This is a genomic window from Flavobacterium gyeonganense (genome assembly GCF_029625295.1).
Taxonomy (GTDB): Bacteria; Bacteroidota; Bacteroidia; order Flavobacteriales; family Flavobacteriaceae; genus Flavobacterium; species Flavobacterium gyeonganense.
This window is the reverse complement of sequence record NZ_CP121112.1, coordinates 4,233,997-4,259,479: the sequence shown is the minus strand read 5'-3', so window position 1 is coordinate 4,259,479 and position 25,483 is coordinate 4,233,997. Positions and strand designations below refer to the sequence as shown.

Genomic DNA, 25,483 nt, shown 5'->3' with positions numbered 1-25,483 from the left:
GCCTTTTTTAGTTTTATATTTTAAAGCAAATTATTTTTGAAATAATTTATTGATCTGATCTTTTACGAAAGGTTCAGAAACATTGCTTGAACCTGAAGAAGCGTCTTTGCTTGAAACCATAAACTGAACTGTAGATTTCTCAGGAAGAGTGTTTCCTGTATAATGTAACCAAATATAATTGTTAGGTAATTCTAATTTAATATCATATAAAGGAGTTGCATTAAAACCATTCATAATGATACTGTAAAGACTTGCATAGTCGTTATTAACGTTTTTAAAAGAAAATTTTCTTAAGCTTGAAGAATCGTCATCATCGCTCACAATACTAGTATAATAAACAGTATATTCATCTCCAATTTTTTGAATATAGTTGTTGTTTACTTTTCCTAATTTTTCAACAGGAACAGTTTCAAGTACTTTAATCTGTGCAAATGAAACAAAACTAAAAAGTAAAACGGCAAGGGTAATAATCTTTTTCATAATGAATTTGGGGTTAATTTTTATACTATTAATAATCGCCGAAATTATGAAAAATTACTTCTAAAACTATACTTTGATTAACATTAAATTGTGAATTTTATTTATTTTTTCACAACCTAATAACAAAACATCATTAACATTTTAGAAATCAACAAATTACACAAAATATTAAATTCAATATTTATAATATATTTTTTAACTTGAGTTAAAAAGCAAAACACTTATTTATCTTCCATCTTCTTTTTTTACAACTTTTCTCGCAACCTCAATTTTAAATTTCTTTCCTTTCATCTTCTCATCTTTTATATTTTTAAGTAAATCTTTCACTTTATTATATTTTACAGCTGCAAACGAAACGAAATCTTTCACTTCAATTAAACCCAAATCATCTTTTTCCAGTTTTCCTTTTTGCGAAAAGAAACCGACGATATCAAACTTATTCAGTTTTGTTTTTTTCCTCCACTGATATAAACAGTTTGAAATTCAGGAGGTTTTGGCAGAACAGCAGCATTTTCAACATTAAGCATTTCGATACTATAATCAATATAATCCATTTTTTTCTCACTTTCGTGAATAATAATGTAAGCTGTCCCTGAAGCCTGCATACGTGCGGTACGACCATTACGATGTGTAAATTCGTCTTCTTTCAAAGGCAAATGATAATGAATTACGTGTTTCATTTCCGGAATATCCAGCCCACGAGCAGCTAAATCGGTAGTAATTAAATAACTCATGCTTCCGTTTCTAAACTGAATTAAAGCACGTTCCCGTTCCTCCTGATCCATACCACCGTGATAGTAAATAGAATAAATTCCTTTTTCATTTAAAGTATCACTGATACGTTCGGCAGCATCGCGATGATTACAAAATATAATAGCCGACTGGGATTTTAAGGAACAAATCAAATTAAATAAGCTTTCTAATTTATCTTTAAGAGGCGAAACTACCATTTTCAACGAAAGATTTGCTTTTTCCTCTTCTTCCGGAATAAAATCTAAAATGATTGGATTTACTACTCTGGTGTATTTCGGAATTTCAACATCTGAAGTTGCAGAAACTAAAACTCTTTTATTCACTTTTGGTAATCTTCCAATAATAAAAGACATTTGCTCATGAAAACCTAATTGAAGCGACTTATCGAATTCATCCAGAATTAGAGTCTGAATTTTATCTGTCCGAAAAGTCTCTCTGTCAATATGATCTGCTATCCTCCCAGGAGTTCCAATTAAAACACCAGGCGGATTGCTTAAGTTTTTAATTTCTGTATCAATCGAATGTCCGCCATAACAAATATTCACTTTATAACTGGTGCCCATTTTTTTCCAGACTTGCTCAATTTGTAATCCAAGTTCACGGGACGGAACCAGAATTAAACATTGAACCGATAAAATTTCGGGCTGTAATAATTCTAAAACCGGAAGCAGAAAAGCCAATGTCTTTCCCGAACCTGTTGGTGACAGCAATAAAACATTGTTTTCATTTAAAATAGCATCTTGTGCCATTTCCTGCATTTCATTCAGGTTCTCAATTCCTAAATTCAAAAGTATATTGTCTGGATGTTGTTTTTTATTCATTTTGCAAAAGTAGGGAAATTTGTTTCAGGTTTTTCTTGTTTCAGGTTTCAGGCTGAAATACTAATGGTTTAAATTAATGCGTATTATTAAGTTTGTATTTTGGGACATATTATTTTCTAATCGAAAGCACAATTAGATTACAATTACAAACATTTTGTATATTCATTAAACCCATGTAAATATCACATTTATCTATACTTTAAAGCATAAAAAAATCAATTACACAAACAAGAAATTATTTTACGGTTTTACATACAAAGAAATATCAGAGAGTTTTTCACATACTTCCAATAATCTGGCAGCAAAAAACTCGAAACAAATTCTAAAATTTCGCGTGAGGGATAGAAGCAAGCTACCTAAGTAGCGCGCATAGCCCGACAGCATTTATTAAAAGCCCCAATGAACGCAAAGTTGATTGGGGCTTTTAATAAATGGTGGCACGTCATGATAATTAATTAGAGTCTGGAATTTTAAAAATTGGTTTTCCTTCCTCTTCAAACAATAATTTAATGTTTTCATAAGAATTTTTAAGCGCTTCTTTGATTTGTTCCGGATTTAGCCACGCTACTTTTTCGATACCCTCTTCTAGTTGGCCTTGAGGTGTTCCTTCAAAATCAGAGTACATCTCAAACCAATGCGTGATTTTTAATTTATATTTTCCGTTGCGCTTAAAAACATGATAGGTTTTTTGGAGTTTATTTGTAATTCGGAGTTGATTAACACCTGTTTCTTCCTCAACTTCGCGCATAGCAGTTTGTTCAATCTCTTCTCCTTTTTCAGTCCCACCCTTTGGCAAGTCCCATTTTCCGTTTCTAAAAATAAACAAAACTTCACCTTTTTTATTATAAACAAAACCTCCTCCGGCTTTATTTACAGGTATTTTGGCTTTTAGCGTCTTCATTATTTCCTTCTCGTCGGGATGGTATAAATAGGCCTTTTGAATTTTATTTTGAAATATTTTCACAATAAGCTGCTCTATATCAATACTCTCCAACAGGAACAATTGAAAATTAGTCTCTTTCGAGATTTCATTTGTCAAAAAAAGTGGTTTGTCGTTCACAAAAACTTTATACATTTGTACTATGATTTTTAATAAAGATACCGCCGAAAAAACAGCAGAATTGCTTTTGCAAATAAATGCAATTAAATTGAATCCAGAAAATCCTTTTACATGGGCTTCCGGATGGAAATCACCTATTTATTGTGACAACAGATTAATTCTTTCATTTCCAATTATCCGAAATTACATTCGTGATGAATTTGCGAAAAACATAGAAAAACAATTTGGCAAGCCAGATGTTATTGCAGGGGTTGCTACAGGAGCCATTGGAATAGGGATTCTTGTTGCGGAAAGTCTTGGATTACCATTTGTATATGTACGCCCTGAACCTAAAAAACACGGAAGACAAAATCAGGTTGAAGGCTTTTTGCAAAAAGGCCAGAATGTTGTTGTTGTCGAAGATTTAATCAGCACCGGTAACAGCAGTCTTATGGCTGTAGAAGCTTTACGTAATGAAGGTGCAAATATTAAAGGGATGGCAGCCATTTTTACTTATGGTTTTAGTGTTGCTGAAGAAAATTTCAAAAATGCAAATATTGATTTATTTACATTGAGTAATTATGAAAACTTATTAAGTTTAGCCGTTCAGAAACAATATATTAGTGAAGATCAGCAAACAACTTTACAAGACTGGAGTGTTAGTCCTTCAACGTGGAGACAGGAATAACATAAATTCTAATCTGCCTTTTAGGAACTTTACCAGAAAAATAATAAAAAACGATAAAACAAAATGAACTTAGAAAGTCCAAAAGTTACCGTTCAGAAATCAGCCCAGGAATTATTTGGTTTACTGTCTGATGTAAAGAATTTTGAAAAATTAATGCCGGATAATATAGCTAAATTTGAAGTAACCGGGGAAGATGCTTTTATTTTTGGACTAAAAGGTATGCCGGAAATAAAACTTAAAATGAAAGACAAAATAGCTCCTAACAAAATCATTTTGGGTGCTGCAAGTGATAAGCTTCCTTTTACTTTAGTTTCAAATATTGATAGTATTTCTGATTCAGAAAGTGCTGTTCAGTTATTTTTTGAAGGTGAATTTAACGCCATGATGGCCATGATGGTTAAAGGTCCGATCAGTAAGTTTATTGAAACTTTAGCCAATAATATGAATAAACTTTAATCCATTTATAGATTAGCACAATATTACAAAGTCCGATATAATCGGACTTTTTTTGTTTATAACATTGTCTCAATTTAGAATATTAATACAAAAATTAATTTGGTGAAAATGCAAAATATAAATCTTTATGCTTTTGTTAGTTTCAAATCTTTCTAAAAAACAATTCATCCTTAAAAAAATACAATTCGGAAATATAAATTATGTTCTATCAGAATATTAATGGAAGTTTGGTCCATCAAAACTAAAACATATCAGATGGAACCAGCAATTAAGATTTTAATTTACATTCACGCCTTTTTTGGAGGAATTGGACTAATTACAGGTATTGGAAATGTCGCTGTTAAAAAAGGCGGTAAATTACATAAAAGAATGGGGAAGTTATTTTCAATCGGGATGCTAACGAGTTCAATTATTTCGTTGATTATCTGTTGGATACCAAATCATCAAAACATTTTTCTATTTCTAATCGGGCTCTTCACAATCTATCTTGTTATTTCAGGAAATAGAATATTGAATTTTAAACACAAACTAAAAGCTAATTTAGCAGATAAAGTAATTTCGGGAAATATGTTGCTTTTTTCTGTAATAATGATTTTGCTCGGGATTTATTGCCAGTTAAATACTATTACAAATGGAATGTTGTTTATTTTCTTTGGAGGATTTGGTTTTTATATGAGCTATAAAGACTTTATCTTTTTCAAAAAATTACCAGAGACCAACAAAAGCTGGCTGGCAAAACATATAGGAAAAATGACTGGGGCACTAATCGCATCTATCACGGCTTATATAGTTGCAGGATTAGGAATTGGAAGTGCAATTGCCTGGATCACCCCAACTATTTTTGGCATATTTTATATTATTTACTGGAACAGAAAGATAGAACCAAAAACTAAAGCCGAATCAATTCATCAGATTTAGAAAGATTATTTTTAAACTTTGAACTTATGAATTCTTATCATTTTAATAAAGCATCTGAATTTCCTTTATTTCAAATTCAGCAATAGAATCATCTTCAAGTAAAACCTGCAGCTTTCCGATTGGTGAAACACCCTGAATAATTCCCATGAAATTTTTATTGTGAAGATTCTTAAATGGCATTGGCACTCCTTTTCTGAATAACAAATTGAAATATTCTTGCCGATACAAAGCAGAATTATTTTCCCATAATCCTATTTTTTGTTTCATTTTCTCAATGATTAAAAAAGGAAGGGATTCTTTATCAAATTCCTTATTACAAATTACTTTTAATGAAGATGCATTTGGTAAATGTTCAAAATTTTCCTGATTAACATTCAATCCTATCCCAACTATCGACACGATTCTGCCATCACTTTTTAGAGTATTTTCAATAAGTATGCCACCTATCTTCTTGTTATATGACATAATGTCGTTAGGCCATTTAATACTTAAATGAGGAATATCTAATTCTTTTAATGTTTGGATTACACTTAATGAAACTATTAAACTCATATCAAAAACCTTTTCCGTATGAAATAAAAAATTTTTAACCAAAACACTCATAATTAAGTTTTTACCGGTCTCAGAAAACCATTTGGCCCCCATTTGGCCTTTTCCTTTTATCTGATTTTCAGCTGTTACCACTGTGAAATTATCTATTTCATCCTGACTGGATAATGCCTTAAGAAAGTCATTTGTTGAATCTATGGCATCGAGTTTGATTAGTTTCATTAAAATAATTTTAATAACTTAATTTAATATTTTGTTAAGGTTCAAAAATAATGACAAATTTTGGTAACTTTACAAATTCATAAATATAATTCATGGCGAAAAAGACTATTAATAATGATGTTCTGTTGGCGAACATAATCAAAGGGATTGAAGAAGTAAAAGGAAATGATATCGATATTCTGGACTTAAGAGAAATAGAAACGGCAGTTTGTGACTATTTCGTAATTTGTAACGGAAGCTCAAACACACAGGTTAACGCCATAGTAAACTCCATTCAGAAAACAGTGTCGAAAGACTTAAAAGATAAACCATGGCACGTAGAAGGAACCGATAATGCAGAATGGGTTCTTATGGATTATGTGCACATCGTTGTACATGTTTTTCAAAAGCATATTCGTGAATACTACAACATCGAAAGCCTTTGGGGTGACGCCAAAATAACTACAATCGAAAACAAATACTAAAAGAAACTTTCTCTAATAATGGCTAAAGATAACAATCCAAATCCGAGTAAATTCAAAATAAGCCCCTGGCTAATATACGCCGCAATACTTTTGGTATTTTTATTTATAAGTTTTGCAACAGGAGGTTCTAATCTGAGCGAACCAGCCCAATTAAAATCGTCTGACATTGATAATATGCTGGCTAAAGGGCAAATTAAAAATGTTATTATATTCAACAATAAAGATGCTGAAATCTATCTTTCTGATGCAGCATTAAAAGATCCTGCGAATAAAAAAGTAGCCAAAGATATGTTTGACAGGCCTAACAAAGGTCCTCATTACACAACTAAATTTGGTGATTTAAAATCTTTTCAGGAAAAACTAGACAAAGCTAAAGCAGAAAAAAAGTTAGTTGATTATGACTTTAAAGAAGCGAGCAACTGGAGTGATATTTTAGTTAGCTTATTGCCTATCATCATCATCATTGGTGTATGGATTTTCATAATGCGCAAAATGTCTGGCGGAGGCGCTGGCGGAGGCGGACAAATTTTCAATATTGGAAAATCTAAGGCTAAACTTTTTGATGAAAAAACAGATATCAAAACTACTTTTAAAGATGTTGCTGGTCTAGAAGGAGCTAAAGAAGAAATTCAGGAAATTGTTGAATTTCTTAAAAACCCAGAAAAATACACAAATCTTGGAGGTAAAATCCCTAAAGGGGCTTTATTGGTAGGACCTCCTGGAACCGGTAAAACATTATTAGCAAAAGCTGTTGCTGGTGAAGCCCAAGTGCCTTTCTTCTCATTATCAGGTTCTGATTTCGTTGAAATGTTTGTTGGAGTTGGTGCATCACGTGTTCGTGATTTATTCAAGCAGGCAAAAGAAAAATCTCCAGCAATCATTTTCATTGATGAAATCGATGCTGTAGGTAGAGCCAGAGGAAAAAGCAATATGTCTGGCGGAAATGACGAAAGAGAAAACACCTTAAACCAATTACTAACAGAAATGGATGGTTTTGGTACTAACTCTAATGTAATTGTTTTAGCTGCAACCAATAGAGCTGACGTTCTTGACAAAGCTTTAATGCGTGCAGGACGTTTTGACAGACAAATTTTTGTTGATTTACCGGATATTCGCGAAAGAGCTGAAATTTTCCAGGTACACTTAAAACCTATTAAAAAAGTTGAAGGTCTTGATTTGGATTTTCTTGCAAAGCAAACACCAGGATTCTCCGGTGCTGATATTGCAAATGTTTGCAATGAAGCTGCTTTAATTGCTGCCCGTAACAACAAAGCAGCAGTTGACAGACAAGATTTTCTTGATGCGGTTGACAGAATTATTGGAGGTCTTGAAAAGAAAAACAAAATCATTACTCCAGAAGAAAAAAGAGCAATTGCAATTCACGAAGCTGGTCATGCAACTGTGAGTTGGATGTTAGAGCATGCTGCACCACTTATCAAAGTAACTATTGTACCCCGAGGACAAAGTTTAGGTGCTGCCTGGTATCTTCCAGAAGAAAGGCAAATCGTGAGAACAGATCAAATGTTAGATGAAATGTGTGCAACTATGGGAGGAAGAGCTGCCGAAAAAGTAACTTTTGACAGAATTTCTACCGGAGCATTAAGCGATTTAGAGAAAGTAACTCGCCAAGCTCGTGCTATGGTAACCATTTATGGCTTGAATGATAAAATTGGAAACGTTACGTATTACGATTCAACAGGACAAAGTGAATATAACTTTTCTAAACCATATTCTGATGAAACTGCAAAAATTATTGATGCTGAAATTTCAGAATTAATTGAAGGGCAATACCAAAGAGCTATTCAAATTCTCGAAGAAAATAAAGATAAATTAAATCAACTTGCTGATATCTTAATCGAAAAAGAAGTCATCTTTAAAGATGATCTAGAGACAATTTTCGGAAAACGTAGCTGGGATAAAAATTTAGAAGAGGTCGTTTCATAAATTATTCGATACATTAAGTAATATTTTTTAAAATCTTAATTCAAAATACCCTTTTGAATTAAGATTTTTTTATCTTTGAACGTTTTCAATTAACATGTAAAGTATTTCACATAAAATGAGTTTTTTCAAAAAAATATTTGGTTCTGCCAATACTTCATCTGATGAAGAAAATGAAAGTGAATATGGAAATAATCCTACTCCAAACAGTCATTTGTCAATAGATGAACAATTCATTTTTAATTTTAAAAAAAATGGAGGTAAATTTTTATATTGCGAAAACAAACAGGAAGTAGAGGAACAATTTGAAAATATTTTAGAAGAGAATGACTGGTTTGAAAATGAGGTTTTATGTTACGAACCTGCTCTTTTTCATTTATTAGAAGAAAACAAATTGCTCTATATTTCACCTAAAAGTCCAAAATTCCTATTGGCCTCATGTGAAAATCTTATTGCTGATGAAGGTTCAATTTTATTTTCGTCAAAACAAATTAGGCAAGACAAGCCAAACGAGTTACCAGCTAATATTGTCATAATAGCAACAACAAGCCAAATATTACCTATAAAAAGTGATGGTCTGAGTGCTATAAAAAGAAAATACGAACGAGATTACCCTACGAATATTACCACAATAAAATATTTCGAAAAAGCAAAAGAAGAAGATTTTACTCAATACGGAAGTGTTGCAAAAAATTTATACTTATTGCTCTTAGAGGACCTTTAAGATGAATGAAACACTCAAGAGAACCATTTCTGGTGCTGTTTATATTGCTTTACTGCTAACTTCTATTTTGTTTTCTACAGAAAGCTTTATTATTCTGTTTGGCATTTTTCTACTCATTACTGTTTATGAATTCAGCAACTTGGTTAACCTCAATAAAGTCTTTTCGATTCTTTTCAGTATTTTATTATACTCGGGTATTATACTATTAAGTCACTACAATAAACAAACTGCTTTATTTTTAGAAGATTTGTTTCATTTAGACATAAATTTAGATACCAATACCCAACAACTTGATTTAATACTTCTGGCTGTTACTATTGTTATCGCTATAAAATGTATTTTATTCTTATTCTACGACAATGTACAAAAAGTAAGTACTTCTTCTAAATACCTGTATTTACTTGGATACATTACCTTGCCATTTGTTTTTATCATTAAAATTTCTTTTGGAACTAATGATTATAATCCAAAAATAATTATTGGATTATTTATTTTGATCTGGACAAATGATACATTTGCTTATTTAGTTGGAAAATCCATTGGAAAACATAAATTATTTGAACGTATTTCGCCTAAAAAAACGATAGAAGGATTTCTTGGCGGGGTTGTTTTTGCTGCTTTTGCAGGCTTTTTAATTTCAAAATTTTACATTCAGCCCAATCCTGAATTCAGCAGCAGATCTATTTTGATCTGGACGATTATTGCTTTAATTGCCAGTATTTTTGGAACAATTGGTGACTTGATCGAATCAAAATTTAAAAGAATAGCAGCTGTAAAGGACAGTGGTGTCATCATGCCCGGACATGGAGGCATTTTAGATCGATTAGATAGTGTTATATTTGTAGCACCAGTTATATTTTTATTTTATCAAATTTTATATTATGTTTCATAAAGAAGGAGGACCGTCCATTTTATTAGGTGTAGTTTTTACTGTAATTGTGGTTTTATTAGCTGACCAATTTATTGATATTTACTGGCTACAAAAACTAGTGCAAATTTTTGCTTTAGCAGTTTTAATTATAATTCTGCAATTTTTCAGAAACCCAAAAAGAATTGCAATTCGAAACAGTAATCATATCCTTGCTCCTGTGGATGGAAAAGTTGTAGTCATTGAAGAAGTTTATGAAGGTGAATTTTTTAAAGACAAACGTTTACAGGTTTCTATTTTTATGTCGCCTATTAATGTGCACGTAACTCGTTATGCAATGGACGGAATTATAAAATTTAGTAAATATCATCCTGGGAAATTTTTAGTTGCGTGGCATCCAAAAGCAAGTGAAGAAAATGAAAGAACAACTGTTGTAATAGAAAACGACACATTTGGACAAATACTTTACAGACAAATTGCCGGTGCATTGGCACGAAGAATTGTAAATTATGCTAAAGAAGGAACTCAGGTTATTCAGGGCACTGATGCAGGCTTTATTAAATTTGGTTCAAGAGTAGATTTATTTTTACCTTTAGGTACTCCAATTGATGTAGTTTTGGGTCAAAAAGCAATTGGAGGTAAAACAATCATCGCTACGAAAGCTTAATGAGTAAAAAAGATTTAGATATTCGTTTTTCTGAAGCTGTAGAAAAAGCTATGAAGATGACACAGGCTTCACTGCCACAAGATGTGCAGTTAAGACTTTATGCATATTACAAACAAGCTACATTTGGAACTGCCGTGTACAATCAATCTGAAAATTTTGGCTTGCGTGACGCGTTCAAAACAAATGCATGGATGCAAATTAGTCATATATCTATTGAAGAAGCAAAAGAGAATTACATTGAAATAATCAATTCGTTAACATCAATATAATTAAATTATGAAAAAAAACATGATTCGTTTTACTTTCACAGCTTCATTACTGATGTTATTTTCCTGTAATGATAAAAAGTTGATTGAAGTTGTTGAAGTTCCTTTACCCACAAAAGAAGAAAAAATCATAATTGGAACTCCTGCAGATGTAAAAGCTGATGAAGGTTCTTTTGCTTTAACAAAATTACCTTTTAACTATGATGCTTTAGCTCCAGCAATAAGATCTCTGACTTTAGAAACCCATTATTCTAAACATTATTTATCCTATACTAATAATCTAAATAAAGAAATTGCCTCAACAGAATTTGAAAATGCGCCTATTGAAGATATCCTTAAAAAAATGGATATGAATAATGCCAAACTTCGTCAAAATGCAGGCGGTTATTACAATCATACTCTTTATTTTGATATTCTGACTCCAAAAGAGCAAACTCCAAAAGATACTTTGGCTGGCTCAATCAATAAGGAATTTGGATCATTTAACAACCTTACCACTCAATTTAAAAATGAAGCAACTAAACAATTTGGTTCAGGATGGGTTTGGCTGGTTGTTGATAAGGCAGGAAAATTACAAATTACAACTACTGAAAATCAGGATAACCCTTTAATGAGAAATGCATTAATTCCAGGCACACCTATTATGGGAATTGACTTATGGGAACATGCATATTATCTTGATTATCAAAACAGAAAAGGAAGTTACATCGACGCTTTTTACAAATTGATCAATTGGGAAAAGGTAAACGAAAATTACAAAACAGCTCTAAGCAAGGTTAAAAAGTATTAAAAAATCCTTTTAAAAAACAAAAAAGTTTGATGATATTATCTCATCAAACTTTTTTGTTTTATCCAATACCTATTATAATTAATTTTAAATACCTGCGATTGCTTTTATTTCATCAATTATTCGAAGTGCTAAAACATCGGCTTTTTCCTGAGAAGCTGCTTCTGTATAAATACGAATAATAGGCTCTGTATTTGATTTTCTTAAATGAACCCATTCTTCAGCGAAATCAATTTTTACTCCGTCAATAGTTGAAATATCTTCGTTTTTATATTTATCAGTCATAGCAACTAAAATTGCATCAACATCGATTTGAGGTGTCAGTTCTATTTTATTTTTGCTCATATAATATTCAGGATATGAAGCACGTAACGCAGAAACTGACATTTTTTTATTTGCCAAATGTGTCAAAAATAAAGCTACTCCAACCAAACTGTCTCTTCCATAATGTGATTCAGGATAAATAATCCCGCCATTACCTTCTCCTCCAATTATAGCATTATTTTTTTTCATTAATTCTACTACATTCACCTCACCCACTGCGCTAGCTTCATAATTTCCATTATGTGCTTTTGTTACATCGCGCAAAGCACGGGAAGACGACATATTCGAAACTGTATTTCCATGAGTTTTGCTTAAAACATAATCTGCACAGGCTACTAAAGTATATTCTTCTCCAAACATTTCTCCATCTTCACTAATAAAAGCTAATCTGTCAACATCCGGATCTACTACAATACCTAGATGAGCATTTTCCTTTACAACTAATTCAGAAATATCAGTTAAATGCTCTTTCAAAGGTTCAGGATTATGAGGAAAATGTCCGTTGGGTTCGCAATATAATTTTACAACTTCAACGCCCATTAATTCCAGTAATTTTGGAATAATAATTCCTCCTGAAGAATTTACACCATCAACAACAACTTTAAATTTTGCCTCTTTTACTGACTGAACATCTACTAATGGCAAGTTTAAAACTTCATCGATGTGAATATCCATATAAGCATCATTTACAGTAATTTCCCCTAAATTATCGACATCTGAAAAATTGAAAGCTTCAGCATCAGCAATTTCAAGGATTTTTGCACCTTCAGCACCACTTAAAAATTCGCCTTTTTCATTAAGCAATTTTAATGCGTTCCATTGTTTAGGATTATGTGAAGCTGTTAGAATAATTCCTCCATCCGCTTTTTCCAATGGTACAGCGATTTCTACAGTTGGTGTTGTCGAAAGTCCAAGGTCAATTACATTGATTCCCAGACCTATCAGCGTATTTACAACAAGATTATGAATCATTGGACCTGAAATTCTGGCATCACGCCCAATTACAACAGTGAGTTTTTCTTTTGAAGTATTATTTTTCAGAAAGGTTCCGTATGCTGATGCAAATTTTACAGCGTCGACTGGAGTCAGGTTATCTCCTACTTTACCACCGATTGTTCCTCTTATTCCTGAAATCGATTTTATTAAAGTCATTTTTGTGAGTTATAGTTATTTGTTACAAATATAAAAAAGTTGTCGGGTTACTGAGATGTTCAAACACTAAGATTTTAAAATAATCGTTAAGTATTAGGAGATATACTACTATTTTTTTAACAAAAATGATTTAAAAAGTTTTTTATACATTTACATTAAGGATCTGGTTTCTAAAAATTCCTTCAATTAATAATACCATAAAAACAAATGAATTTTCTTGCCCACATATACCTTTCAGGCGAAAACGATTTAATCAAAATTGGCAATTTTATGGCTGATGGTATTCGTGGAAAACAATTTGAACATTTTCCTGATGATGTACAAAAAGGAATTATTTTACATCGTTTTATTGATACATATACTGATTCGCATGATGTTTTCAGGCAAAGCACCAAACGTTTACACGAAAAATACCACCATTACGCAGGAGTAATTGTAGATATTATTTACGATCATTTTTTAGCTAAAAACTGGACAAAATATTCGGATGAGAAATTAGAAGATTTTATCAATCGTTTTTACAATTCATTACATGATAATTATTCTATGTTAACCGAAAAAACTCAGGACTTGATGCCTTATATGATTCAAAGAAACTGGCTTTTGAGTTACCGTACAGTGGAAGGAATTCATCAAATTTTGACTCAAATGAACCGAAGGTCTAAAAACATATCCAAAATGCAGTTTGCCAGCGAAGAATTAAAACAATATTATACCGATTTCGAAGAGGAATTCACTACTTTTTTTGAAGATATTCAATACCAGTCAAAACAAAAGTTACTTTCGCTGTAAGATTTACACTCAAAATTTACACGAATTTGAATTCTAAGAGTTAAATTTGTAACCTCCTTAATTTTTCGAAACAGAATGCTTAAAAAATATTTTAGAAAATTAGAAAGTATTATTGCTTTAGCCCAGTCATTAATGACACCAAAGCAGTTTATTTTCCTATCAAGTGTATTGATTGGCATCTCATGTTCGTTAGCCGTAATTATTTTAAAAACTTTTGCCCATAGCGTATTTTCTTTTGCGACCTATATTAGCGGAATTTTAAAATGGAGTTTTATCTCGGGGATATTACCTATTATTGGTATTTTGCTTACTGTTTTTGTTGTAAACAGAATATTGAACGGAAGTATTGAAAAAGGAACTTCCCAAATTTTATACGCAGTTGCAAAAAAAGCCGGTATAATTCCTAAAAAACAAATGTATGCCCAAATTATAACCAGCTCCTTAACAGTAGGTTTAGGAGGTTCAGCAGGTCTTGAAAGTCCAATTGTGATTACTGGGGCAGCATTCGGATCAAACTTTGCTCAAAACTATAAATTAGCCTATAAAGACAGAACGCTTCTTATTGGCTGCGGAGTTGCAGCAGGAATTTCAGCAGCTTTTAACGCACCTATTGCAGGAGTTCTTTTTGCCATAGAAGTTTTATTAGTAGACGTAAGCATTTCCGCCTTTACGCCTATTATGATTTCGGCAGCTACAGGAGCTTTAGTATCTGCTATTGTATTAGATGAATCCATCCTTTTATCCTTCAAAAAACAGGAAGCTTTTGATTATCATAACATCCCTTTTTATGTGCTTTTAGGAATATTAACCGGATTTATGGCGGTTTATTATGCCCGAAATTTTCAAAAAGTAGAGCATTATTTTTCGAAATTAAAAATGAATGCTTACAAAAAGGCATTATTTGGATCATCAATTCTGGCACTACTTATCTTTGTTTTTCCCACCCTTTTTGGAGAGGGTTATGAAAGTATCAGGACTTTATCTGAAACTGATCCGGGAAAACTATTAGAGAATACCTTGTTTGCAGATTTCAGAAATAATCAATGGATTTTGCTGCTATTTGTTGGATCTACGATGATGATCAAGGTTTTTGCTTCCGGACTTACCATTGGAAGCGGCGGAAATGGAGGTAATTTTGCCCCATCTTTATTTCTGGGTTCTTATCTGGGTTATTTCTTTTCAAAATTTATATCAATGATTGGCTTATCAAAATTACCAATCACCAATTTTACGATGGTAGGAATGGCAGGTATTTTGAGCGGATTGTTCCATGCACCGCTAACCTCGATATTCTTAATAGCTGAGATAACCGGCGGCTACGGCTTAATGATTCCGTTAATGATTGTCTCATCTATAAGTTTTGCAATTTCGAAACGCTTTGAAAAATATTCCCTTGATGTAAAAAATCTTGCTAAAAAAGGACATGCGTTTACCAGTAATAAGGATTCAAACATTTTATCTACCCTGGATATCGATTCTATCATTCAGACCGATTATCTGACCGTTCATCCAGATGAAAATTTAAATAAATTAGTAGATCTTATTTCGCATTCCAATCAGGTTGTTTTTGCTGTTGTTACTAATGAAAAAGACCTTGTTGGTATCGTACATTTTAACGATATCCGAGAAATTATTTTTAACACATACCGCGTAAAATACACTTTGATTAAAGATGTAATGAAAATGCCTCCTGCAACGATTTCCTCTTATGATAGTATGGAAATTATAATGACAAAGTTTGAAAAGACCAAATCAGCATTCCTTCCTGTTATTCGAAATGATAAATATTACGGCTTTATTTCTAAATCTATAGCGCTTGAAGCTTATAGAATGAAACTGCGTTCCATGACTATTGAATAATTTTACTATTTAGAATAGTTTAGTTCAGAATATGTTTTTTTGTTACAATTTTTAACATAAACTTCTGCAGCTTAGCCTAAAAAGAACAAATCAAAGTGGTAACTTTGCGTTTTGCTCAAATTTATGCTAGATAAAGACAATACTATTGAAGTTCTTGGTGCAAGAGTTCATAATCTTAAAAATATTGATATTTCAATTCCGAGGGAAAAACTTGTAGTTATTACAGGACTTTCAGGCTCAGGAAAATCTTCCCTGGCATTTGATACTATTTATGCTGAAGGGCAACGCCGGTATATAGAAACTTTTTCGGCGTATGCCAGACAATTCCTTGGAGGATTAGAACGTCCTGATGTTGATAAAATCGACGGACTTTCTCCTGTAATCGCGATTGAACAAAAAACAACCAGTAAAAGTCCTCGTTCTACGGTTGGAACTATTACTGAGATATATGATTTTCTTAGACTTTTATATGCACGTGGTGCTGACGCATACAGTTATAACACAGGCGAAAAGATGGTTTCCTACTCTGATGAACAAATTAAAGATTTGATTATTCAGGATTATAGCGGAAAACGCATCAATATTCTCGCCCCGGTCATTAAAGCCAGAAAAGGACATTACGCTGAGTTATTTCAGCAAATCACTAAACAGGGATTTTTAAAAGTTCGTGTAAATGGTGAAGTTCAGGATTTGGTAGCCGGAATGAAACTGGACCGTTACAAAACTCATGATATTGAAATTGTTGTTGATCGAATGGTAATTGAAGATAATGCCGATACACAAAAAAGGTTATCAGAAAGCATCAATACGGCAATGCATCATGGTGAAGATGTATTGATGATTTTAGATCAGGATTCGAATGAAGTACGCTATTTCAGTCGGAATTTGATGTGCCCGTCAACCGGAATATCGTATCAAAACCCTGAACCGAATTTATTTTCATTCAACTCTCCAAAAGGTGCATGTCCACATTGTAACGGGTTGGGAACGGTACACGAAATCAATGCTAAAAAAATCATTCCGAATTCGAAATTATCGATAAAAGCTGGTGGATTTGCTCCGCTTGGTGAATATAAATCGTCCTGGATTTTCAAACAATTAGAAACCATTGGAGAAAAATTTGGATTCAAAATCACGGATCCAATTGAAAAAATTCCTGAAGAAGCTTTAAATATGATTCTTTATGGTGGAAAAGACAAATTTACTATCAACTCAAAAGATCTTGGCGTTACGAGAGAGTATAAAATTGATTTTGAAGGAATTTCTAATTTCATTAAAAATCAATATGATGAAAGCTCTACAACAAGCATAAAACGCTGGGCAAAAGATTTCATGGACGAAATAAATTGTCCGGTTTGCGATGGTTCGCGTTTAAAAAAGGAAGCGCAGTTTTTTAGGGTAAATGGAAAAAACATTACCGAATTGTGCGAAATGGATATTTCTGATTTAACCGAGTGGTTTCTGGATTTAAATAATCATTTATCGGATAAGCAGCTTTTAATTGCTTCTGAAGTTGTAAAAGAAATTAAAGACCGATTAAACTTTTTGATGAATGTAGGCTTGAATTATCTGGCTTTAAGCCGAAGTTCAAAATCACTTTCCGGTGGTGAAGCGCAGCGCATCCGTCTTGCAACACAAATTGGTTCGCAATTGGTTGGGGTTTTATATATTTTAGATGAGCCAAGTATTGGATTACATCAAAGAGACAACGAAAAACTGATTCAGTCCCTCGAACAATTACGTGACATTGGGAATTCAGTTATTGTGGTAGAACACGATAAAGACATGATTGAAAGTGCAGATTACGTTATTGATATTGGTCCTAAAGCAGGAAAATACGGAGGGCAAATCATCAGTACCGGGACACCAAAAGAAACATTGGCTTCAAACACCATTACAGCCCAATATCTGAATGGTAAAATGAAACTGGAGATTCCTAAAGAACGTAGAAAAGGCAATGGCAAATTTCTTAAACTGACCGGAGCAACAGGTAATAATTTAAAAAATGTTTCGATTGAAATTCCGTTAGGACAATTAATTTGTGTTACAGGGGTTTCTGGAAGCGGTAAATCGACTTTGATTAATGAAACACTTTATCCGATTCTGAATGCATATTATTTTAATGGTGTAAAAAAACCTCAGCCTTATAAAAAGATTGAAGGTTTAGAGCATATAGACAAAGTAATTGATATTGACCAAAGTCCGATTGGACGTACACCACGTTCAAATCCGGCAACTTATACAGAAGTTTTTACAGAAATCCGAAACTTATTTACTATGACTTCTGAAAGCATGATCCGCGGATATAAAGCCGGACGCTTTAGTTTTAACGTAAAAGGAGGTCGTTGTGAAACTTGTGAAGGCTCAGGTGTGAGAACAATCGAAATGAATTTTCTTCCGGATGTTTATGTAGAATGCGAAACCTGTCAGGGAAAACGTTTCAACAGAGAAACCTTAGAAATTCGATACAAAGGAAAATCAATTTCGGATGTTTTGGATATGACAGTTGATGAAGCCGTTCCTTTTTTTGAAAATATTCCAAAGATCTATAGAAAAGTAAAAACAATTCAGGATGTTGGTTTAGGATACATTACACTTGGCCAGCAAAGCACCACACTATCAGGTGGTGAAGCACAGCGTATTAAATTAGCCGGAGAATTATCAAAAAAAGACACCGGAAATACATTTTATATTCTGGATGAACCCACAACAGGGCTCCATTTTGAAGACATCCGAGTTTTAATGGAAGTAATAAACAAACTGGTTGATAAAGGAAATACTATATTAGTAATAGAACATAATATGGACGTTATAAAACTAGCCGATTATATTATTGATATTGGTCCGGAAGGGGAAAAGGCGGCGGCCAATTGGTTGCAAAAGGAACTCCGGAAGAAGTTGCCCAGAATAAAAAAAGCTATACGGCTAAGTTTTTGAAAAAAGAGCTGATTTAATTCCATACAAATTATGTCTACATATGCTCAGGAAAGATCATATCAAATTACAATATTCTTATTATCAAAATCGGGATGTTCTTTATCTAGCAAAAGATCTTTTAGGAAAAGTGCTTTTTACTCAAATAAATGGACAAGTAACAGCTGATATAATTGTAGAAACTGAAGCCTATTATGGTCTAACTGACAAGGCCTCTCACGCTTACGGAGGAAGGCGTACTAACCGAAACGAAACGATGTATTCTGAAGGAGGTGTTTCATATGTTTATTTATGTTATGGAATTCATTATCTTTTTAATATTGTGAGTTCTGTAGAAGGCGAGCCACATGCAATATTAATAAGGGGTATTGAACCATTGATAGGAAAAGAAATAATAGAATCAAGACGTAAAATATCAGTTACAAATCCTTCTATTTCATCAGGCCCCGGATCTGCTGCTAAAGCACTCGGAATTGATAAATCTTTTAATGAAAAAGATTTGACAGGAGAAGAAATATGGATTGAAGATCATGGAACTCAATATCAAGCTGACCAGGTTGCCTCAACATCACGAATTGGCGTAGCATACGCGAAGGAAGATGCACTTTTGCCATGGCGCTTTTTTATTAAAAACAATAAATATGTAAGCAAACCCAATAAAATATAAAATATAAAATCAATTTCCACTTAATCTAAAAGTGTATCCAAAGGGTCACAGGGAAAAAAGATAGTTATATCAGTACCTTCTCCTGGCCTTCCTTCTGCATATATAGTTCCTCCCAGCGTTTGCATAATTTTTTTACACAATGCAAGTCCAACCCCTGATCCCGTATATTTTTCCTGATTGTGTAATCTTCCGAAAACCTTAAAAATTGTTTCTGAATAGCGCTGTTCAAAACCAATTCCATTATCTGAAAAACGAACCCAATTACAATAAATTTTATTCGAATAGGCTACTAATTCAGGTTCGGAGGAAGCGGTAATTTTAATATTAGGTGTTCTCTCAGAAGATGCAAATTTTAAAGAATTCTGCAATATATTTGAAAACAATTGTCGCAATAAAAAATTAACACCATGTACTTCAGGTAGGTTTTCATATTCAATTACAGCATTGTTTTCAGAAATAACTTCTTTCATTTCTTCCATTGTTGCTTCTAAGATATGATTCAAATCGATTTCCTGTAAAGCCTCTCTGGTATACTTAATTCTTGAAAATTTAAGAATATCATCAAGCAAAGTTCTCATTCTGCTAGCTGACTTAGACACACGGTGTAATGAGCTTGAAACTGATTCTGATTGTATAACATCAGGTTCTGCCAACATTTTAGAAGTAAACAACTGAATTTTACGTAATGGCTCCTGTAGATCATGTGTACTGATCCAGTTAAGATTTTCTAGTTCTGAATTTGTTTCCTTCAATATTTCACTCTGAGTACGATATTTCTCTTCTTCCTCACTTAAAATAACCATCATCAACTGATTATGAAGTACGTGTGCATATTGCAATGCTCCGTTTATCTCATATTCTTTCCAGGCACTGCTTTGGTTTTTTATAATCTGTTTCCAAATATTAAATGAGTTCCTTGGATGAAGACCATTATCATCTTTTATTATCGCTTTTTCCGGATCACCACCCCAGTTAATTTCTGATATTGTTTCTGGCCTGAACCAAATTACATAATCATCACTTCCAAGAGAATGATAAATAATACCCGCAAAGTCAGAAAATGATCCAAACTCCGGAAAATAATCACTGAGCTTATTTGTTATAAATACTTTTTCCGGAACCTGAGCGTTAATTAGCGTTATTAACTTCTTAACCTGTTTATCTGATGGCGTTAGGCCATTTTTATATATTTTACCTCTCGTTATAATTGAAACTCCTGATGCATTACAAATATTGAGCAATTGAGGAGCATTAATTATTTTTTCAATCGATTCCTGCAAAAGCGGAAGATCCAGACCTGTCAACTGCTCCAATGCCAAAGCTGTATTTTGCGCATTTATATTTTCATCATTTGATTGCCTAATATCAATCTGAGAAGTAATAAACTGCCCCTGTAGCTTCGCTGCAAGTCTGATATGTGGAGAAATGTTCTTTGGAGCATAATGATGGCAGGCAATAAGTCCCCATAAACGACCATGATGAATAAGAGAAATTGTCAGTGTTGCGTAAACCCCCATATTCTTAAGATATTCAACATGGATTGGTGAGGTACTCCTAAGTATCGAAAGGCTTAAATCCAGATTTTTATTTTCCCGATCGTCAATTGTAAAGATTGGAACTGCCTCATAATCCATATCAACTATCAGTCTAAGCTGATTTTTAATATACAATTCCCTTGCCTGCGCCGGAATATCTGTATGGGGATAGTGCAACCCTAAAAACGACTCCAAATCTTCCCTGCAGCTTTCAGCGAATACTTCTCCGTTATATTGTTTATCAAATCGATAAATCATTACACGGTCATATCCTGTTATTTCACGGGTTCCCTGAGCGACAAGCGCACACAAATCTTTTAGTGATCTGGTATTGTTCATCTGGGTAACAAACTGAATTGTCTGGGTATAGACATCTGCAAGTTCTTCCTTTCCTGGAAACAAGGGCTCTGCCTCTAACACATAAATATCAAAGCTTCTATGAATACTTACCTGAAATAATTTACCAAGCAGGTCTATTTCAAGAGGAAAAACATTCTGAATTGTATCATTTATGTATTCAAAGATTTGGTTTTCAGCTTTTGTACCAAAAACATCAATTAAATTCTTTCCAATTACTTCGGTATATGAAATACCAATAAATGAAGAAATATTGTTTGTACAATAATCAATTTTTCTTTCGGAAGTAAGACCAATTAAAAAGCCATGTGGCTGTATTTTGCCTGGTATATGTATAGGTTCATGCTCACAATTTGTTAAGGTGACAACATCACGATTAACTATATCTTTAATCTTCATTCTTATTTTATGCCTTCAAAATGCTTATGGATACTATCAAAAGCATATATAGCTCCCTCAATAATAGTATTACCGCAATTATAACTTTGCTCATATTCTTCCAGAAAAATAAGAAAAGATTTCCAATAATTTCCTGTTTTTTCCCCATATCCGTTAAAATAAGATACGCCCTGCCCTTTATCAAGCCCTGCAATTGTAGTAATATTTTTTAAAATATATCTGCCTCCAAGAGTAGACCCCTCAATAACATACAATATGCCTAAAGCAAAAGGAATGTTTATTTCTTTAACATTAAAAACTCTGGTTGCAATAGTTTTATTACGATTAAGATAAAATAGATCATCTTCGATAAGGTGTGTTTTTTTCTTAGTTCAATATCATCTATAATATCAGAAAGTAGCGGAAAAACAACACTCTCTATCTCTTTGTGAACATCATGCATTAAGCATAAATAATGAATATAATCAGACAATTTCATATCAGAGGATATGATTGAAGCTGAAACCGGCAGGCATTCTAATTTTTTATGAGAATTGGCAGTTTTTGTTTTTAAATCAACAAGAAAATTTGATGATACAGGAGCTAAATTTATACTCATTATTTTGGAAAAATTGCTTTTTTAAATGTTGTGCTATCTCTTATTAGCAAATGTAGAAAAAAACATTATATCAAAACATATATTTTCACAATAAAAACATTATTTTTTTGACAAATATTCAATAAAACTTGCGATTATTTTGTTTAATTTTCAAAATATTCTTTTAAACAAAATAAATTTTAAGATTTGAGTAATTGTTTATTTTAGTAAGTATTATAAAATAAAATCAGTTCCATATTAAAATAACTGTTTTATAAATTTTAATAAAAATTAAACAAAGCAAACAATTAAACATTAAATTACATTCTTACATTGTAATTTTGAATACTTTATGAAATTTGATGTAACAATGTTGATTTACTAAAAAGATAATTTTGTAATAAAATTAATAAACTATGTATCCAAACATAAGAATCTTAAAGGACATCGTAGATAATACACCTTTGCCAATAGCCGTTTATACTGGAGAAGAGCTTATTATAGAATTAGCAAATACTGCTATGATAGATGCGTGGGGAAAAGGCAGCGAAATAATTGGAAAAAAATATCTGGAAGTTCTGCCCGAAGTTAAAGATCAGGATCTGTTTCATCAGGTAACTAATGTCCTTAAAACAGGAATTGCTTTTCATGGAAAAAATAAAAAAGTTGACTTGATAATCAATGGAATAGCAAAATCACATTATTTTAATTACAGTTATATCCCGCTTTTTGATGAAGAAGAAAAAATTTATGGAGTTATGAATACTGGTGTTGATGTAACCGATCTTTACATAACAAAACAGCAGGTACAAAGTGCAGAAGAGCGGCTTCGAATTGCTATTGATTCATCTGGGATGGGAACTTATGAAATAGATTTGGCAACAAAAGAAATCAAAACCTGTGGTAATTTTAATTATATAACAGGTATTGACGCAACACTTTCAAGAACTGAATTGATTACAAAACTACATCCTGACGACTTGCCAATTCGGGAAAAAGCCTATAAGGAAGCGGAAAAAACCGGAATAATATCATATGAAGCAAGGATACTAAATGATGATCATACCTCAAAATGGGTTAAAGTCAACGGAAAAATAATCAAAAACGAAAATGGCGAATCTATCACTATAATCGGAACTATTCAGGACATTAATGAGCATAAGGAATTTCAGGAAGAATTAAAAAAACAGGTAGCCGAAAATACCGAACAGCTAAAACGATCTAATGATGATCTTTTACATTTTGCTAATGTGGTTAGTCATGATTTAAGAGAACCTGTTAGAAAAATTAAAATCTTCAATAGCTTTGTACGAAATGAAAAAAATTCGCATTTTAATGAGAATTCAATAAAGTATCTTAATAAAATTGATCAGTCGGCCCAGAGAATGCAAAACATAATTGAAGGCATTCTGGATTACTCTACATTAGATAAAAATAAACAGCCGATTGAGGATATTGATCTGAATGATGTTATAGAAAACATCAAGACCGATCTGGAACTTATTATAAAAGAAAAGCAGGCTACTGTAACCAGTTCAAATCTTTCATTTATACAAGGAGCACCAATTCTGATTAATCAGCTTTTTTATAACCTGATACAAAATGCCCTTAAATTTTCTAAAAATGATACGCCAACTACCATCATTATAACTAGTAAACATATACATGTAAACGGAAATGAAATGCTACAGATTTCGATTAAAGATAATGGTATAGGACTGGAAGCAGCTTTTACAGAAAGAATATTTAATGCTTTTGAAAGACTGCATTCTAAAGATCAATATGAAGGGAATGGCCTTGGTCTTTCACTTTGCAGAAAAATAGCAAAAAGGCACAATGGATTTATTACCGCAAAAGGAGAAAAAGATAACGGAGCTGAATTTATAGTAACACTTCCTATAAAACAAACTGAAGAATCGATATAAAAAGAACTTCTCTTCTTTTTTATTTGGAAACCAGTAAAAGTTCATTGTAACTAAAAAACAGCGGCAAAAAATATTTACTACCGCTTTTTTGACTTATTAAGATGATATTAAAATTAAACGTTATACCTGCTAATACATTTACAGGCTTTTGTGGCATTCCTGTTGCATTCCAATATTGTTAGATCCAATAAATTATTCCCCTTTAGATAAATTCTGTATTTAGGCTGATCATAAAACAATGCAGCGTTTAAAAGCATATAAGAAGGAAGAACAAATGTATTTTACAATTCCGGTGATAAATTCCTTTAGCTGTTTGCGAATAGCTATTGGATGTTGACAAATGAATTGGAATTAGTTTTTTAATGTGCTTTTCTTTGCCACAAAGAACCATTTTTCGTGGTACGTTTTTCTAATATACCCTGATCCCAGAGTTCATTTAACAGTTTTTCGCTTTCGTCTCGTTGGCTTTCTGATAACTCTGAAAACTCTTTTGCGGTAAGCGAATCATATTTTTCAAAAAGGGATTGCCAACTTTTTACATATTCATTTTTCTTTACTTTAGAATTCAGGTTTAAAACAGCTGCCTCATAAACTGAGTAGGGTTTCGTGCCGTAAACAGTTTCATTATTTCCTGATTTATCAAAAAAGAATATTGTGGGGAAGCCTCTTACTCCAAATTTCTTTGCCTGTTTTAAGTCTTCTTCAAAGGCTATTTTTGCTTTTCCCTCAAAGTCTGCTTGTAACTTTTCTGCATCAAGTCCTGCTTTTTTCGCAGCTGCTATCAAATGCTCCATTTTTGTAATGTTCTTTTTCTCTAAAAAGACCATTTCTCTTAAAAACCGCAAAAACAAAATTGATTTTTCATTATCCTGCAATTGTGCAGCTTTAAAAGCAATGGATGGCGGGTAAGAAGAATGTAAAGGATCTTCCAGCCAAACATCACCATCAATTGGCATATCATAATAAATACTTACTTCGTCCCAATGATGTGCCACGTCAGATGGTTTGCTGATGCCTCCACTGTTGTAACTCCAATCTGGCAATAGACCGCCCATTCGATATTCAAATTCTATGCTGTCTCCGTATTCCAGTTTCAGTTTTCGTAATTGAGGCTCTATTCCCCAACAAGAAGAGCAGATCGGATCTGTAAAATATACAACCCTGATAGGTTTTTCTGTTTTTTGCACCGTAACTTTTGAATTTGTTGCGCTATCTGGTATTCCACATATTCCTTCTACAGGGTCACATAAAAGCGGATTGTTTTTTTCTTCCATTTTATTAGTAGTCTGAGCCTGGCTGTATTGGCTGCCAAGCATGA

General features: G+C 32.7%; 22 protein-coding genes and 2 pseudogenes. 15 read left to right on the top strand and 9 right to left on the bottom strand.

What is annotated here, in order from left to right:
• Positions 1–30: 30 nt before the first annotated feature.
• The 3 genes and pseudogenes from P5P89_RS18445 to P5P89_RS18435 all read right to left on the bottom strand — a co-directional run bounded on the left by P5P89_RS18445 (position 31) and on the right by P5P89_RS18435 (position 3,129).
• Positions 31–480, bottom strand: a complete 450-nt coding sequence (locus tag P5P89_RS18445) for a hypothetical protein (RefSeq protein WP_025572948.1) — start codon at positions 478–480, stop codon at positions 31–33.
• Between the two features lie 225 nt (positions 481–705).
• Positions 706–2,054 (bottom strand): annotated as a pseudogene (locus P5P89_RS18440) (DEAD/DEAH box helicase).
• A gap of 451 nt (positions 2,055–2,505) precedes the next feature.
• The gene (locus P5P89_RS18435; RefSeq protein WP_269235709.1) at positions 2,506–3,129 is read right to left on the bottom strand and encodes an NUDIX hydrolase; all 624 of its coding nucleotides are present in this window, start codon (positions 3,127–3,129) and stop codon (positions 2,506–2,508) included.
• A 7-nt stretch (positions 3,130–3,136) separates the two neighbouring features.
• Here P5P89_RS18435 and pyrE point away from each other — a divergent pair, with 7 nt between their 5' ends.
• From pyrE to P5P89_RS18420, 3 genes are all read left to right on the top strand, one after another.
• Positions 3,137–3,781 carry an orotate phosphoribosyltransferase gene (gene pyrE / locus P5P89_RS18430; protein ID WP_278009628.1) on the top strand — a complete coding sequence of 215 codons (645 nt, stop codon included), beginning with the start codon at positions 3,137–3,139 and terminating at the stop codon, positions 3,779–3,781.
• A gap of 63 nt (positions 3,782–3,844) precedes the next feature.
• Complete coding sequence (locus tag P5P89_RS18425; RefSeq protein ID WP_278009627.1) at positions 3,845–4,237, top strand: SRPBCC family protein; 393 nt, start codon at positions 3,845–3,847, stop codon at positions 4,235–4,237.
• A gap of 255 nt (positions 4,238–4,492) precedes the next feature.
• The gene (locus P5P89_RS18420) at positions 4,493–5,155 is read left to right on the top strand and encodes a hypothetical protein (protein WP_278009626.1); all 663 of its coding nucleotides are present in this window, start codon (positions 4,493–4,495) and stop codon (positions 5,153–5,155) included.
• 42 nt (positions 5,156–5,197) lie between these two features.
• Here P5P89_RS18420 and P5P89_RS18415 read toward each other — a convergent pair whose 3' ends face one another.
• A complete protein-coding gene (locus P5P89_RS18415) occupies positions 5,198–5,926 on the bottom strand; it encodes a biotin--[acetyl-CoA-carboxylase] ligase (protein WP_278009625.1) in 729 nt (242 codons plus the stop codon).
• Positions 5,927–6,018: 92 nt separating this feature from the next.
• Here P5P89_RS18415 and rsfS point away from each other — a divergent pair, with 92 nt between their 5' ends.
• From rsfS to P5P89_RS18380, 7 genes are all read left to right on the top strand, one after another.
• The gene (gene rsfS / locus P5P89_RS18410) at positions 6,019–6,390 is read left to right on the top strand and encodes a ribosome silencing factor (RefSeq protein WP_110306154.1); all 372 of its coding nucleotides are present in this window, start codon (positions 6,019–6,021) and stop codon (positions 6,388–6,390) included.
• Positions 6,391–6,408: 18 nt separating this feature from the next.
• A complete protein-coding gene (gene ftsH / locus P5P89_RS18405; RefSeq protein WP_278009624.1) occupies positions 6,409–8,334 on the top strand; it encodes an ATP-dependent zinc metalloprotease FtsH in 1,926 nt (641 codons plus the stop codon).
• Between the two features lie 115 nt (positions 8,335–8,449).
• Positions 8,450–9,055, top strand: coding sequence for a lactate utilization protein B/C (locus P5P89_RS18400; RefSeq protein WP_278009623.1), 606 nt, complete (start codon positions 8,450–8,452; stop codon positions 9,053–9,055).
• Between the two features lies 1 nt (position 9,056).
• On the top strand, positions 9,057–9,947 hold the full coding sequence (locus tag P5P89_RS18395) for a phosphatidate cytidylyltransferase (protein WP_278009622.1): 891 nt from the start codon (positions 9,057–9,059) through the stop codon (positions 9,945–9,947).
• A complete protein-coding gene (locus tag P5P89_RS18390) occupies positions 9,937–10,590 on the top strand; it encodes a phosphatidylserine decarboxylase family protein (protein WP_278009621.1) in 654 nt (217 codons plus the stop codon). Before P5P89_RS18395 ends, P5P89_RS18390 begins: the two co-directional genes overlap by 11 nt.
• Positions 10,590–10,859 carry an acyl-CoA-binding protein gene (locus P5P89_RS18385; protein ID WP_278009620.1) on the top strand — a complete coding sequence of 90 codons (270 nt, stop codon included), beginning with the start codon at positions 10,590–10,592 and terminating at the stop codon, positions 10,857–10,859. The genes P5P89_RS18390 and P5P89_RS18385 overlap by 1 nt, the downstream gene beginning before the upstream one ends.
• 7 nt (positions 10,860–10,866) lie before the next feature.
• A complete protein-coding gene (locus tag P5P89_RS18380; RefSeq protein WP_278009619.1) occupies positions 10,867–11,646 on the top strand; it encodes a superoxide dismutase in 780 nt (259 codons plus the stop codon).
• Between the two features lie 84 nt (positions 11,647–11,730).
• Here the strand turns inward: P5P89_RS18380 and glmM are convergent, their stop codons facing one another.
• On the bottom strand, positions 11,731–13,119 hold the full coding sequence (gene glmM / locus P5P89_RS18375) for a phosphoglucosamine mutase (protein WP_278009618.1): 1,389 nt from the start codon (positions 13,117–13,119) through the stop codon (positions 11,731–11,733).
• Between the two features lie 207 nt (positions 13,120–13,326).
• Between glmM and P5P89_RS18370 the strand changes: the two genes are divergently transcribed.
• From P5P89_RS18370 to P5P89_RS18355, 4 genes and pseudogenes are all read left to right on the top strand, one after another.
• Positions 13,327–13,911 carry an acyl carrier protein phosphodiesterase gene (locus P5P89_RS18370; RefSeq protein ID WP_278009617.1) on the top strand — a complete coding sequence of 195 codons (585 nt, stop codon included), beginning with the start codon at positions 13,327–13,329 and terminating at the stop codon, positions 13,909–13,911.
• A gap of 75 nt (positions 13,912–13,986) precedes the next feature.
• Positions 13,987–15,771: a chloride channel protein gene (locus tag P5P89_RS18365; protein ID WP_278009616.1), complete on the top strand. Its 1,785-nt coding sequence runs from the start codon at positions 13,987–13,989 to the stop codon at positions 15,769–15,771.
• 123 nt (positions 15,772–15,894) lie between these two features.
• Positions 15,895–18,725, top strand: a pseudogene (uvrA, locus tag P5P89_RS18360) (excinuclease ABC subunit UvrA).
• 23 nt (positions 18,726–18,748) lie between these two features.
• Positions 18,749–19,372, top strand: coding sequence for a DNA-3-methyladenine glycosylase (locus P5P89_RS18355; protein WP_278009615.1), 624 nt, complete (start codon positions 18,749–18,751; stop codon positions 19,370–19,372).
• 20 nt (positions 19,373–19,392) lie between these two features.
• Here the strand turns inward: P5P89_RS18355 and P5P89_RS18350 are convergent, their stop codons facing one another.
• Genes P5P89_RS18350 through P5P89_RS18340 form a run of 3 tightly spaced genes read right to left on the bottom strand, consistent with a single transcriptional unit; the run spans position 19,393 to position 22,261 of the window.
• The gene (locus P5P89_RS18350; protein ID WP_278009614.1) at positions 19,393–21,663 is read right to left on the bottom strand and encodes an ATP-binding protein; all 2,271 of its coding nucleotides are present in this window, start codon (positions 21,661–21,663) and stop codon (positions 19,393–19,395) included.
• Positions 21,664–21,665: 2 nt separating this feature from the next.
• Positions 21,666–21,917 carry a biliverdin-producing heme oxygenase gene (locus P5P89_RS18345; RefSeq protein WP_278009613.1) on the bottom strand — a complete coding sequence of 84 codons (252 nt, stop codon included), beginning with the start codon at positions 21,915–21,917 and terminating at the stop codon, positions 21,666–21,668.
• 23 nt (positions 21,918–21,940) lie between these two features.
• A complete protein-coding gene (locus tag P5P89_RS18340) occupies positions 21,941–22,261 on the bottom strand; it encodes a heme oxygenase-like domain-containing protein (RefSeq protein WP_278009612.1) in 321 nt (106 codons plus the stop codon).
• A gap of 395 nt (positions 22,262–22,656) precedes the next feature.
• Between P5P89_RS18340 and P5P89_RS18335 the strand changes: the two genes are divergently transcribed.
• Complete coding sequence (locus tag P5P89_RS18335; protein WP_278009611.1) at positions 22,657–24,165, top strand: PAS domain-containing sensor histidine kinase; 1,509 nt, start codon at positions 22,657–22,659, stop codon at positions 24,163–24,165.
• 359 nt (positions 24,166–24,524) lie between these two features.
• Here P5P89_RS18335 and P5P89_RS18330 read toward each other — a convergent pair whose 3' ends face one another.
• Complete coding sequence (locus tag P5P89_RS18330) at positions 24,525–25,481, bottom strand: ClpXP adapter SpxH family protein (protein WP_278009610.1); 957 nt, start codon at positions 25,479–25,481, stop codon at positions 24,525–24,527.
• Between the last annotated feature and the right edge of the window lie 2 nt (positions 25,482–25,483).